At 41.2% G+C, this 13,445-nt stretch carries 11 protein-coding genes and 1 pseudogene; 4 read left to right on the top strand and 8 right to left on the bottom strand.

Annotated elements, in window-relative coordinates; translation table 11 throughout:
• Nucleotide 1 precedes the first annotated feature (1 nt).
• The 5 genes from RMY63_RS09475 to sufB all read right to left on the bottom strand — a co-directional run bounded on the left by RMY63_RS09475 (nucleotide 2) and on the right by sufB (nucleotide 5,920).
• Nucleotides 2-610 carry a hypothetical protein gene (locus RMY63_RS09475; protein ID WP_322728470.1) on the bottom strand — a complete coding sequence of 203 codons (609 nt, stop codon included), beginning with the start codon at nucleotides 608-610 and terminating at the stop codon, nucleotides 2-4.
• Between the two features lie 103 nt (nucleotides 611-713).
• A complete protein-coding gene (locus tag RMY63_RS09470; protein WP_322728469.1) occupies nucleotides 714-1,976 on the bottom strand; it encodes a cysteine desulfurase in 1,263 nt (420 codons plus the stop codon).
• 162 nt (nucleotides 1,977-2,138) lie between these two features.
• Nucleotides 2,139-3,509, bottom strand: a complete 1,371-nt coding sequence (gene sufD, locus RMY63_RS09465) for a Fe-S cluster assembly protein SufD (RefSeq protein ID WP_322728468.1) — start codon at nucleotides 3,507-3,509, stop codon at nucleotides 2,139-2,141.
• Nucleotides 3,509-4,300 (bottom strand): Fe-S cluster assembly ATPase SufC, encoded by a 792-nt coding sequence (gene sufC, locus RMY63_RS09460; protein WP_322728467.1) that lies wholly within the window; start codon nucleotides 4,298-4,300, stop codon nucleotides 3,509-3,511. The genes sufD and sufC overlap by 1 nt, the downstream gene beginning before the upstream one ends.
• Nucleotides 4,301-4,480: 180 nt before the next feature.
• Nucleotides 4,481-5,920, bottom strand: coding sequence for a Fe-S cluster assembly protein SufB (gene sufB, locus RMY63_RS09455; protein ID WP_322728466.1), 1,440 nt, complete (start codon nucleotides 5,918-5,920; stop codon nucleotides 4,481-4,483).
• 494 nt (nucleotides 5,921-6,414) lie between these two features.
• Here sufB and sufR point away from each other — a divergent pair, with 494 nt between their 5' ends.
• Together sufR and RMY63_RS09445 are read left to right on the top strand one after the other, a co-directional pair.
• Nucleotides 6,415-7,098, top strand: coding sequence for an iron-sulfur cluster biosynthesis transcriptional regulator SufR (gene sufR, locus RMY63_RS09450; protein ID WP_322728465.1), 684 nt, complete (start codon nucleotides 6,415-6,417; stop codon nucleotides 7,096-7,098).
• A 101-nt stretch (nucleotides 7,099-7,199) separates the two neighbouring features.
• Nucleotides 7,200-7,460 carry a hypothetical protein gene (locus RMY63_RS09445; RefSeq protein ID WP_322728537.1) on the top strand — a complete coding sequence of 87 codons (261 nt, stop codon included), beginning with the start codon at nucleotides 7,200-7,202 and terminating at the stop codon, nucleotides 7,458-7,460.
• Nucleotides 7,461-8,074: 614 nt separating this feature from the next.
• Here the strand turns inward: RMY63_RS09445 and RMY63_RS09440 are convergent.
• A complete protein-coding gene (locus tag RMY63_RS09440; RefSeq protein ID WP_322728464.1) occupies nucleotides 8,075-8,707 on the bottom strand; it encodes a hypothetical protein in 633 nt (210 codons plus the stop codon).
• A 315-nt stretch (nucleotides 8,708-9,022) separates the two neighbouring features.
• The gene (locus RMY63_RS09435) at nucleotides 9,023-9,349 is read right to left on the bottom strand and encodes a YbjQ family protein (protein WP_292867781.1); all 327 of its coding nucleotides are present in this window, start codon (nucleotides 9,347-9,349) and stop codon (nucleotides 9,023-9,025) included.
• A gap of 650 nt (nucleotides 9,350-9,999) precedes the next feature.
• Here RMY63_RS09435 and RMY63_RS09430 point away from each other — a divergent pair.
• Nucleotides 10,000-10,680, top strand: a complete 681-nt coding sequence (locus RMY63_RS09430; RefSeq protein ID WP_322728463.1) for a tetratricopeptide repeat protein — start codon at nucleotides 10,000-10,002, stop codon at nucleotides 10,678-10,680.
• Nucleotides 10,681-10,682: 2 nt separating this feature from the next.
• Here the strand turns inward: RMY63_RS09430 and RMY63_RS09425 are convergent.
• Nucleotides 10,683-11,191: pseudogene (locus tag RMY63_RS09425) on the bottom strand (ATP-binding cassette domain-containing protein); the annotation flags it as partial.
• Nucleotides 11,192-11,479: 288 nt separating this feature from the next.
• Between RMY63_RS09425 and RMY63_RS09420 the strand changes: the two are divergent.
• Entirely contained in the window at nucleotides 11,480-13,081 is a 1,602-nt protein-coding gene (locus RMY63_RS09420; RefSeq protein ID WP_322728462.1) for an alkaline phosphatase, read from the top strand.
• Nucleotides 13,082-13,445: the final 364 nt, after the last annotated feature.

Genomic DNA, 13,445 nt, shown 5'->3' with positions numbered 1-13,445 from the left:
ATTACAATACTTTTTCCGTCATAATGGTAGATAAAATCCCGATAATTTTACCTATGTCATTAATATAATATTCGCCCAAGTCAATTTCAATCACTTGCCCAATGAGTTTCAAAAACTTCCAGATGGTTCCTGTGGTGACAGTTCCATAAATTGTCTGAATGTTATTACCCTCACGTTCATTAAACAATTTAGCTGCTAACATCTCTGCTACACACTGACCTAATCCTGCATTGATATTTTCTTTTTTAGCTTCTACAATTGTGACAACTGGTGCATTCAGAATTAGTAATTCTGGCGAACGGCTAATAATAAAATCGCAATTTCCATTTAAACCTTGTGCTGAATCAACAGTAAAGTCGATACCAGAAAATAAACTTATTTGATTATTTAAATATTTTCTTACAGCAATTAAAATAGGCGCAATAATCATCTCTGAACGGGATTTTTCAGTATTACTAGCAAGAGCTAAAGGTACATTTTCCTGCAATACTTCTGCAAGTAATGGTGGACACTCTACTTCATGTACAGATGGAAATATATCAATTTTATCAGAAATAGTTAAGCCAAAGGTTTTTCTAACTCTGTCTAAAGTAAAGTCAGTGTATGACACTTTAGTTGCTCCTATAAAAAATCTAGATAATTAAATTGTGCCAACTATTAGCAAGATACGTTGCTGATATTTGGCACAATTAGTATCTGAATATTTTGTAACTTTAAGCAAGGAAACCTGCAAAAAAGTCGAGAGTTTCTTTCAGTGCTTTGATGAAAATATCAATTTCTTCGCGGGTGTTGTAAAAAGATAGACTTGCTCGTGCGGTTGCAGCAAGACCTAAGTAACGGTGTAATGGTTGAGTACAGTGGTGTCCAGAACGGATGGCAACGCCTTCTTGATCTAATAATGTAGATAAATCGTTAGCGTGGACTTCCCCGGCTGTGAACGAAGCAAGAGCGGCTCTCCCTTCCCCTTTAGCATTTGGTTTGGGGCCGTAAATCCGTATTTGGGGAATTTGCTCTAATTGTTGAAACAAATAAGCTGTTAATTCTGCTTCGTAGGCGTGGATTTTATCCATACCAATACTGCTAAGATAATCGATCGCAGCGCCAAGTGCGATCGCTTCTCCAATTGCAGGTGTACCAGCTTCAAATTTATGCGGTAATTCTGCATAGGTGGAATGGTCTAAATACACCTCTGCAATCATCTCACCACCACCAAAAAATGGTGGCATTGATTCCAATAATTCTAACTTGCCATACAAAAATCCTATCCCAGTTGGCGCACACATTTTATGACCAGAAGCTACCAACCAATCACAATCTATCTGCTGCACATCGACAGGGAAGTGGGGAACACTCTGGCAAGCATCAACTAAGAATTTAGCACCATATTTGTGAGCGATCGCAGCAATTTCTGCCACTGGGTTAATGCAACCCAAAGCATTAGAAATATGCACCACTGACACCAACTTTGTTTTGTCGGAAATCAGTTTTTTAAACTGTGACAAATCAAAAGTCTCTTCTGGTGTTAATTCTACAAATTTCAGTACTGCACCCGTTTTTTGCGCCACCAATTGCCAAGGCACAATATTACTATGGTGTTCCATCACCGAGAGAATAATTTCATCTCCTGGCTGCAAATTATTCATTCCCCAACTGTAGGCTACTAGGTTAATCGCCTCACTTGCATTGCGCGTATAGACGATTTCCTGACGCGATGCAGCATTAATGAATTTGGCAACTTTATCTCGCGCACCTTCATAAGCATCGGTAGCTTTAGCACTCAAGGTATGGGCACCGCGATGCACATTGGCATTATATTGTTCGTAATAATCCCGTAGGGTATTTAACACGAACAAAGGCTTTTGCGATGTCGCAGCATTATCGAGATAAACCAAAGGTTTCTCGTTAACTTCCTGATGTAATATCGGGAAGTCAGCGCGAACTTTATCAGCAAGGGTTTTGGTAGAGGTGAAAGTCATTGGTAGATTCTAGGAATTTTGGATTTTGGATTTTAGATTTTAGATTAAATTGTCCAATCTAAAATCTAAAATTCGCATTGGGGGTTTAAATTCTTTTAAATTTTGGTTTGGCTTTTGAATATTCAATCCAAAATCCAAAATTTAAAATCTAAAATTTAGTAGTCAAGATTCAAGCGATATGGACTTAAGATTATTGACTGTGTTTAAAAGGATTTCTCGCAGAGAGGGAACTGGTATTTGGTTGATGATTTCGGCAGCGAAGGCGTTGATTAACAACTTTCGAGCATCGTTTTCATCAATTCCCCGACTTTGCAGATAAAATATTTCATCATCTTCTAATTGGCTAACGGTAGCACCGTGAGCGCATTTGACATTATCGGCAGTAATTTCCAATTGGGGTTTGGTATCAACTCTGGCTTTAGACGATAGTAGCAAATTGCGATTCAACTGGGCTGCATTAGTCAACTGCGCTGGTTTGGGTACAAAAACTTTACCATTGAACACCGCATGAGCGCGATCGCCTACAATACATTTATGCAATTGCTCACTTGTACCGTGAGGATAATTGAGTGCGATCGCACTGTGAGTATCCGCCAACTGCTTACCAGTAATCACCGTCAAACCATTGAGAGTAGTTTGTGTCTGCTCACCAGTTTGCAAAATTTCTAAATTGTGCCGCGACAACTTCGCACCTAAAGTTATGGCATGACAAGTATATCGACTATCACGAGCTTGGGCGATCGCAGTTTTCCCAATATGAAAAGCCTCTGCACCTTCTTGCTCAATCCTAGTGTGGCTCACTTGGGCATTGTCACCCACCCAAATTTCCGTAACCGCATTGGTGAAATATACTCCCTCTTTCTCTGCGCTTCTGCGGTTCGTATACTCTTCAACCAAAGTTACCTGCGAACCACTTTCCGCCACCACCAAACAACGTGGCTGCGAAATCATCGCCGTCTCACCCACAACCGAAATAAACACCAGATGAATTGGCGTTTCAACCACCACATTCTTCTTCACCCACACCACAGCAGCATCAGTTATCCCAGCCGTATTCAGAGCAGTAAAAACCTCCTGCGCTCCCTCAGCTTGAGCTAAATACTGCCGTACACCTTCCTGCTCAACCACAGACAAACCAGCCAAATTACTCACCACAACTCCAGATGGCAAATCTGTAACTGCTGATAACTCCGGCGCAAAAACGCCATTAACAAATACCAAACGACTATTAGCCGCTTCTGGCAAAATATCAAATTGTAAAGACGCAAAATTTCCCGCCTCTACATTAAATTGCAGCTTTCGCAGAGACGACAAATCAGTAAACCGCCATTCCTCCTCGCGGGTGGTGGGAATAGTCGAATGACGTACCCAATTAGCAGCACCTTGGCGTAATTCCTGCAACCAACCTTCTGTTTTCGTTGCCGTTACTTGATTCAACAACCCAGTCAGACAATCATCTCTATCTAACAGAGTCGATGTCAAACTGACTGCATTTGAATTAGGAATTGAACTAGGAGATACTTGAATACTCATTACACACTCACCTCGGCAGCTGCAAACTCTGCCAGCACCCAGTCATAACCGCGAGACTCCAATTGCAGCGCCAGTTCCTTACCACCACTGGTAATAATCTGCCCCTGTGCCATCACATGCACAAAATCTGGCGCAATATAATCAAGTAACCTTTGATAGTGGGTAATCAAAATTGTCGAGTTTTCTGGGCTTGCCAGTTGATTTACCCCATTCGCCACAATTCGGAGCGCGTCAATATCCAAACCCGAATCAGTTTCATCCAAAATTCCCAACTTTGGTTCCAGCAGCGCCATTTGCAGAATTTCATTCCGCTTCTTCTCACCACCAGAAAACCCTTCATTCAAACTCCGACTGAGAAAACTGGCATTCATCTTTACCACATCCAGCTTTTCCTCAATCAAATCGTCAAAATCAAAAGCGTCTATTTCCTCTAAACCTTGCGCCTTACGACGGGAATTGTACGCCACCCGCAAGAAATCCAAATTGCTCACACCCGGAATTTCCAAAGGATACTGAAACGCCAAAAACACACCACTTCTGGCGCGTTCCTCCGGCTCCAACTCCAACAGATTTTGTCCTTGAAAAATCACCTCACCGCCAGTCACCTCATACGCCGGATGCCCAGCCAACACCTTAGAAAAAGTACTCTTACCAGAACCATTCGGCCCCATAATCGCATGAATTTCACCCGATCGCACCTCCAGATTCACACCCTTAAGAATTGGTGTTCCATCAACATTAGCCGTCAGATTCCTTACTGACAGCACAACTTCACTATTTTCAATAATCATCTTCTCTCCCTTCTCTTTCTGGACACCTGGAGTATTTAATTATTCTTCCAAAGATGAACGCTGGTTTATCTGCGTTCATCTCTGGTTCCATTTATCCTACTAAAAGGGGTTTAAAACCCCTTCACAAAACGTAATTGCGAATTGCGAATTGCGAATTGCGAATTGCGAATTGCGAATTGTTTATCCAACACTGCCTTCCAACTTCAAACTCAACAACTTATCAGCTTCCACAGCAAACTCCATCGGTAGCTGATTGAAAACATCCTTACAGAAGCCGCTAACCATCATCGAAATAGCATCTTCTGCTGAAATACCCCGTTGAGCAAAGTAGAATAATTGATCTTCCCCAATCTTAGAAGTAGAAGCTTCATGCTCCACCTTCCCAGTATTATTTTGCACCTGGATATAAGGGAAAGTATTAGCATGAGCATTATCCCCAATCAGCATCGAGTCGCACTGGGAATAATTTCTCGCCCCAATCGCTGTCGGATTAACTTTCACTAAACCCCGGTAGCTATTACTAGAATTACCTGCGGAGATTCCTTTAGAAATAATTGTACTGCGGGTATTCTTACCTACGTGAATCATCTTTGTACCCGTATCGGCTTGCTGCATATTATTTGTCAGCGCTACCGAGTAAAACTCACCCACAGAGTTATCACCCACCAACACACAGCTAGGATATTTCCAAGTAATTGCCGAACCTGTTTCTACTTGAGTCCAAGAAATCTTGGAATTTATGCCCTGACATAAACCGCGCTTGGTGACAAAGTTGTAAATACCGCCTTTACCATTAGCATCGCCAGCGTACCAATTTTGGACAGTAGAGTATTTAATTTCGGCGTTGTCGAGAGCGACGAGTTCCACAACGGCGGCATGTAGCTGGTTGCTGTCATACATCGGTGCGGTGCAACCTTCCAGGTAAGAAACATAACTACCTTCTTCGGCGACAATCAAAGTCCGCTCAAATTGTCCCGTGTCACCAGAGTTGATGCGGAAGTAGGTAGACAGTTCCATTGGGCATTTTACGCCTTTAGGAATATAGACAAAAGAACCATCGCTAAATACGGCGGCGTTCAAGGCGGCAAAATAGTTATCAGCTACAGGAACAACGCTACCCAAGTATTTTTTGATTAGTTCTGGGTGTTCCTGCAACGCTTCCGAAATTGAGCAGAAAATAACGCCGTCTTCCGCTAGCTTTTCTTTAAATGTAGTGGCGACAGAGACGCTATCAAAAATCGCATCGACGGCGACATTTGCCAGTCGCTTCTGTTCAGATAGGGAAATGCCTAACTTCTCGAAGGTTTCTAAAAGGGTTGGATCAACTTCATCCAAACTGTTTAGTTTTTCTTTCTTACGTTTCGGCGCTGAGTAATAAATGATATCCTGATAATTTATTGGCGGATACTTGACATTCGGCCAAGTTGGTTCCGTCATTTTTTGCCACTGGCGATAAGCCTTGAGGCGAAAGTCCAGCATGAACTGCGGCTCGTTCTTCTTAGAGGAGATCAAGCGGATAACGTCCTCGTCTAGTCCACGCGCAATTGTGTCGGCTTCAATATCGGTGATAAAGCCGTACTTGTAAGGTTGGTTGACTAAGGTTTTGACAGTGGCACTCATCAGTAATAATCTCTCGTGTTCGGAACTTGAATCTCTCTATAAGGATGGGAGACGGGTTTTCTTTAGCCGATTCCCATGTCCCGTTACGGAATGGTTACACGGCTGCTAGAATAGTAGTGGAGAGCAAAACAACAGTTATGTTGTTTAATCTATCTTCATTTTACGCTAAATTAACAACAACAATGTTGTCAAAGTCAAACAATTTTGGATTTTAGATTTGCAATTTTGGTGAAGCAGCGTGGTCTTGGGGGTTTCCCCCATGAGCGACTGCTGAACCCGAAGGGATTTAAAGAGACCACAAGGGTACTTGGCTCAAGGATTTTAGATTGACGATAACGCACCCTCTTCTTTACCATAGGCATAAAGTTAAGTGGCATCAAGGCATGTACCAAAAAGTTTTTTAATCCAAAATCCAAAATCCAAAATCCAAAATCGGTACGGTCAAATTTTCCAAGAAATTTTTGGGACGTTCGCTGAACGTCTCGCACCAGAAGATGGCGACTACCCACCAGTCCTCAACCAAGCAAGATATCCTAGAATATCTGCACAAACACGAAAAAGCAACGGCTTTAGAGCTAGCTGAACTTTTAGACGTTACCCCACAAGCGATTCGTCGCCATCTCAAAGATTTGGAGACGGAAGGGCTAGTTTTGTATGCAACATCAGTGCAAGCGGCGGGGATGGGGCGTCCGCAGCACCTTTATCAACTGAGTCGTCAGGGACGCGATCGCTTGCACCGAACAATGAATGATCGCTTTGGTGATGGCCACGGAAATTTTGCGGTTTCGCTGCTAGACACCTTAGCCGAAACGGTAGGAGACGATCAATTTAAATCGATTTTACAAAAACAGTGGGAGCGCAAAGCTCAAGAATATCGCGATCGTGTGGGTAACGGTTCACTGCGAGAACGTGTAGCCAACTTAGTAGAGTTGAGAAAAGCGGAAGGCTTCATGGCAGAGTGTCACCCTGTTGATGTGAATGACTCCTTTGAGAGCGATCGCTTTATCTTAATGGAGCATAACTGCGCCATTTCCAACGTTGCCGAGTCCTTCCCCAGCATTTGTGGTCACGAATTAGAAATGTTTGCAGCCGTCTTACCAGATTGTACCGTAAAACGCACCCACTGGATTATCGATGGCGAACATCGTTGTGGCTATTTGGTACAAATTCGTCATTAGTCATTAGTCATTAGTCATTAGTCATTAGTCATTTTCTAATACCCAATACCCAATGCCCAATGCCCAATGCCCTATACCCAACTAACTTTGAGATAGTATTTATGGATGTACCACCACAGCAACCATCAGCACAATTTTTAACTCTGGAAGAGTCAGCAAAAGTAGATGCAGCTTTGTTATCTTCCCCAGAAAAGTTTTTAACAAGATTGACAATTTCATCACTTAAGCTTTTAAAGCATATAGCTCAAGAGTACGGTATTACTATTGAAGATTTGACAGCACAGCAAGTAATTGCCTGGTTTGAAAAAGATGGCAAAATTCGACGTGAACAGGGAATTGAAGGTTCATACCTGAAATGGTGATATGCAGTAGTAAAATTTTCATTGTATTTACTTAGAAAAAATAACCATAAAAATATCGCGCTTTTAAAAAACAGAAATGTTTCTTAGAAGCGCGATATTCACAGATAAGATATGTTGACAATTTTGCCTAAACTCCAATATTGGAGCGAGAACCTTTTATAGCACAAGCCTTGGTGATTAGGACATCAACAGATGTTGAAGGAGGCAGGAGGCAGGAGGCAGGAGGCAGAAGGTTCACTTATGGGATTCAGACCCCTCCTGAACGGGAGCCACCAAATTGAAAATTTGGTGGGGGTCTTAAACCCTTACTCCCTATGGTCGCGGGCTGTTACAGAGGGCAGTTTTCCTCCTGCCTCCTGCCCGACGCTCGCAGACTCGCTAACGCTGCGCTATCTGCCTCCTGCCTTCTTTGATAAAACTTAGACTTAGAAATAAACATTCGATACTGATACTTAACTTCGGATATACAACTAAAGGTATTAGTAAAGAGTAATTTGACTATATAAGAATTAATCGGACGCTAGAAACGCCAATCTTAAATAATAAACAAAAAACACCTTTTTCAAGGTGTTTTTATTTAAAAATAAATAACATTTGATTTTTCAAACAATTATTTAGGTGTTGTAAGTGTTAGTCCGAGGACTACGAGCGCCAGTTACGGCTCCAATCATTGAGGCTATTAAACCCAACAAAGAACCAAACACAAACCACCACAATCCCGAACGTAAATTAGCTGCTGCTTCACGAGCTTGTTGGGCACTTACGTTTGCTTGTGGTACATTAACACCACCTTGCTGTTGTACCTGGTTTATGACTTCTCCGGCATTAGAAGCAGCAACACCAAAAGCACCAGATACTCCACTTGCTAAAAGCCATGAGCTAACTGCTAAAGTCGTTGCCCAAAGAATTGCGCCGTTAAGAAGAGCTGTATTGCGGTTCATCGGCCCACAAGCACGGGCTGTAACCCAACCACCAGTAAATAGGGAAATTAGTAAAGCGATAGTTGACCAAAGCCCCGCATTACCCGCAGCGTTAGGAGCAATTGTTCTGGGTGCACCCGAACCTTCAACTGTGCCTGCTGCAACCGCACCAATGATAGCGCTCAAAATTAATTGAGTAGCTAAAGCAACCAACAAACCAGCAATAATCGGCCCCCAGCGAACAAGATCGTGATATTCAACTACTCGACCTGCTACCACAGTATCAGTAGATGTAACGTCATTACCTGTCCGATTTACGTATGACATAGCTTATGTTCTCCAGTGCTGTTTTAGCAAAGTTACTGCTTAGGTATATTCATGTTTATGCTTAAAATTAAATAACTAAATGTTCTGTTTGAATCTCTATCAATAGAAAGATTTAATATGTCTATCTTTAGTAGTAAAAAACCAGATTTTCTTAACAATTTTTAGTATAATTTAGTATTTGTTTATGTGTTATTTTCTAAATTTTCCATATAAAAATTCTTAATTTAAAATATAACTATTAGCTAGCTATCAGAAAGTAGCTTTAACTATGTATGTAATTAGGTAATAATTGTCAAAAGTAAAAATCATCAAAAACTAACGCATCCTCACAGCAGTGCCTGTGGCAGTAATCAGCAAAAGCACTCCTGACTGGTCAATATTTATTGTGCCAGTATCAATTTCAATTCCAATTACAGCATTTGCTCCTAAACGTTGTGCGCGTTGTTCTAATTCTTCTAGTGCCTTGCGTTGACCCTGCTCAAATAGACGCTCATAGCTAGCAGTGCGTCCACCGATAATATCTCGAATACCAGCCAAAAAATCCCGCAAGAAATTGCTGCCGTAGACTACTTCTGCTGTCACAATGCCTAAATATGACTCAATCACGGCTCCTTGAATTACATCAGTGGTAGTTATAATCATAAATTAACCTCCTATATTAGGATATATCTCGATATTTATGAAAGTATTTATCAAAATACTTTCATGATTGTAACTATTATTACAGAATACAGGTTTGAAAAACATCTTTTCAGACAATTTTAGATTGCGCTTTGGGTTTTAGTATTGTCCTAAACAGATTAATGGAGCATTTTCCAGTTTAGATTTATCTTACCTTTGAATGAGCAAAAAAGGATGTAAATGCCTGAATGATAACTTCTCAAAGGGTAGTATCAAGGATTAAAAATGTCAGAAAAGTTGGATACAGAGTCAGCAAATTCTTAAATGAAATAAAAATAGGAATAAATGTCAAAGGCTATAAGCTTGCTGCATCACAATCTAGGATTAAGTCAGATGCCTGTTGAGTTTTTCTGAGTAACACGTATAACTACTGATGAAAATATGTGTTGTTTTGCTAGAGTACTGGTTTATATGTAGGGTATTTTCACCTGCTCCTCGATCCCTGACACTTCATCCTTCAGTAAAAACTCTGTTATGTAGTGTTAAATGTAAAGGAAAAGAGAATGAACTATTAACATCTTAATCAATACGAAGAAATACAGTTTTCAAAAGTCCATATTTTTGTTTTAATGTACAAGAAAAAAGTCCTCTAAAATTTCAGGAAATTTACTGTGTACAAACCAACATCATTCGTGTTTAGTGTGGTGTTACTAGGATGTTTTACTTTCACCATACCTTCAGTAGCTCAGGCTCAGGTATTAGTGGCGCAAGCCAAAAACCCAGAGTTAAAGCAATTGCTAGAGGAAGGACGGAGATTAGTGAATGCGGGTGATTATGGTGGTGCGATCGCTGTTTATCAGCAAGCAGCTAGACTAGATACCAAAAATGCTAAAATTCATTCAGGTATTGGGTATTTATACGCTCAACAGGGAAATTACCAGGCAGCATTAACAGCTTATCGTCGGGCGATCGCTATCAACCCTAACAATAGTGATTTTTACTACGCTGTGGGTTACATCAAAGCCAATTTGGGCGATACACGTGGGGCAAAGGAAGGTTATCGTCGTGCTATACAGCTGAACCGTAACAATGTCAACGCCTATTTAGGATTGGCTGTGACGCAATCGCGTATGGGAGACTATACTGCTGCTACCTGGGCATACCAACAAGCAATCGACTTGGATAAAAACAACGCCCAGACTTATGAGTTAATGGGTTCGATGTATAAACAACGACGACAAGCTAAACAAGCAAACAGCTTGCTTCAGAAAGCCCGTGACTTGTACAAGCGGCGCAATGACTCAAATGGCGTAGAAAGGGTAGAAGCCATGCTGCGGCAGTTAGGAGGATGAGATTAATCTAACTGGCGTCCCGTTAATTCCACAAAAATATCTTCCAGATTAGAGGGACGCACCATCATTCCGGTTTTATCGGGCTGTTCATTCAAGTAGATATTTGCTGCATCCAAGGATGCGAAAAACAGATATTCCCAATTACAAGCGCTATCACTTCCTACATTAGACACACTAATTGTTTCATCACCAAACCTTCACCGTGAGCAGAACGCAGCTGTTGTAAAGTTCCCAAAGAAATCAGCTTACCGCTATCCATAATACTGATGCGTCCTGGCTTGGTAGAACCAAAGGCATCGCACAAAAATTCGACCTCATCCATATAATGGGTTGTCAGTAGCATCGTCATCCCTTGTTTATTTAAATCCCGAATAATTTCCCAGAGGCGTCGCCTAGTCTGGGGGTATAGTCCTACCGTTGGTTCATCTAAAAATAAAATTTGCGGTTGATGCAATAAAGCTCTTGCAATCTGCAACCGTTGTTTCATACCCCCAGACAGGGTTTTTACCATTTTCTAAAAAGACAGCAGCAGTCACGTCGCTTCTCTACGAGACGCTGCGCGAATGCTCCGAATTAAAAATTAAAAATTAATAAGCTCATAAATAAATTTAGTTGCTCTATATCATGAGTCTGTTTCGGCATGGATAAATTTGCTGATAATAAAGACTACCATTCTGATTACATCAAACTAAATATATTTTATTAACCCTTAGATAACTCAATCTTTACTTGTTGACATAACAACGTGTGGTAAAAAATTATCCTGTAATACTTTAGTTTAAGGTTGCTATTATTTACTATGAAATTGCATCACCCAGTGAAGCTAAATCGGCGTCAGTTTTTGCTACGTTCGGCTATCACAGCCGGTGGAATTATTTCCACAAACCTTGTAGCTAAATCACCAGTTTTTGGCAAAGCACCTGCAATTATCACCTCTGAGAAAATGCGTCCTGGCATACCTTATGGTGTAGCTAGCGGCGATATATCTAACGATAGCATTGTCATCTGGAGTCGGAGCGATCGCCCCACCAAAATGATCGTAGAATATTCTACTAGCCAATCTTTTAGAAATGTCCAGCGAGTTGTCGGGCCCAATGCTTTAAAGAATAGCGACTTCACAGCACGACTTTATTTGAAGAATCTACCACCAGACCAACAATTATTTTATCGGGTAATTTTCCAAGATTTAGATTATCAAGGCACTTACAGCGCTCCTATCAAAGGCACTTTCCGAACTCCCCCCAAATCTGGACAAGATATATTCTTTGTTTGGGGTGGCGACACCGCTGGTCAAGGATGGGGAATTAATCCTGATTTTGGTGGGATGAAAATTTACGAAACTATGCGCCAACTTCATCCCGACTTTTTCATCCATTCGGGCGATAATATTTATGCCGATGGCCCGATTCAATCAGAAGTGACTTTAGACGACGGCACTATTTGGAAAAACATCACCACACCAGAAAAATCCAAAGTAGCAGAAACTCTTACAGAATTTCGTGGCAACTATATATACAATTTGCTGGATAAAAATATCAAGCGTTTCAATGCTGAAGTTCCCATATTGGCACAGTGGGACGACCACGAAACCAGAAACAATTGGTATCCTGGGCAAATTATCCTCAACGATGACCGTTATACAATTAAGGATGTTAACTTGCTAGCCGAAAGAGCAAGACAAGCGTTTTTAGAATATCTGCCTATTGGATATGAAAGCAATAATCCAGATAAGGCGAAAATTTATCGCTCTTTCAACTATGGCCCATTATTAGACATTTTCATGCTGGATGAGCGCACCTACCGGGGGCCAAATAGTCCCAATAATCAGTCGGTACCAAGTAAAGAAACAGATTTTTTGAGCAGAAAACAAGTGCAATGGTTGAAAAGGCAATTGCAATCATCAAAAGCAACATGGAAAGTAATTGCTAGTGATATGCCTTTGGGGCTGATAGTTCGAGACGGTAGCACAGATTTTGAAGCTTGGGCGAATGGAGATGGCCCAGCATTAGGAAGAGAGTTAGAACTTGCCGATTTACTACGATTTGTCAAAAACAAAAATATCCAGAATGTTGTTTGGTTAACTGCTGATGTACATTACGCAGCAGCCCACTATTACGACCCCGCTAAAGCACAGTTTACCGACTTCAAGCCTTTTTGGGAGTTCGTCGCCGGGCCGCTTAACTCTGGTACATTTGGCCCTAACCAATTGGAAAATACCTTTGGCCCACAATTAGTATTTCAAAGCCTTCCTCCAGATACAAAAGCAAATCGACCACCAAGTGAAGGTTTGCAATTTTTTGGAGGAGTTAAAATTGATGGAAATACAAAAGTGATGACGGTAACATTGCGTAACTTGGCTGGGAAAACTCTTTACAGTATAGATTTACCGCCAGAAAAATAAATCCTCAAAAGCATAGTGAGATGTAGCCAGTTAGATAGAGTAATTACGCAATTTTTTACTTTTTCTGCTGGCTTTGCTATTTTTTTTGCTGAGATATTGAAGAAGAAAAATCTTGTGCGATCGCATCAAAAAGGTAAAATATACTTGAGCGTAGACGTAGCCCTCCGCAGGCATTGTTATTCACCTTTAATATCAAGCTATAGCACAAGCCTTGCTAGGTAATAGAAGAATTATTGAGAAACTAAAAAACTTTTATGAAGCAGCTGAAGAACTAAGTACATAATTTCGTAAGTTCATAGCGAATCCCTCTGCGTACCTCTGCGTTTCCCTCAGCGTTCCTACCCTGCGGGAAGGCGTTCGCGTA

Source organism: Nostoc sp. ChiQUE01b, assembly GCF_034531255.1.
In the GTDB taxonomy this organism is placed as follows: Bacteria; Cyanobacteriota; Cyanobacteriia; order Cyanobacteriales; family Nostocaceae; genus Nostoc.
This window is presented reverse-complemented; position numbering and strand designations above follow the sequence as displayed.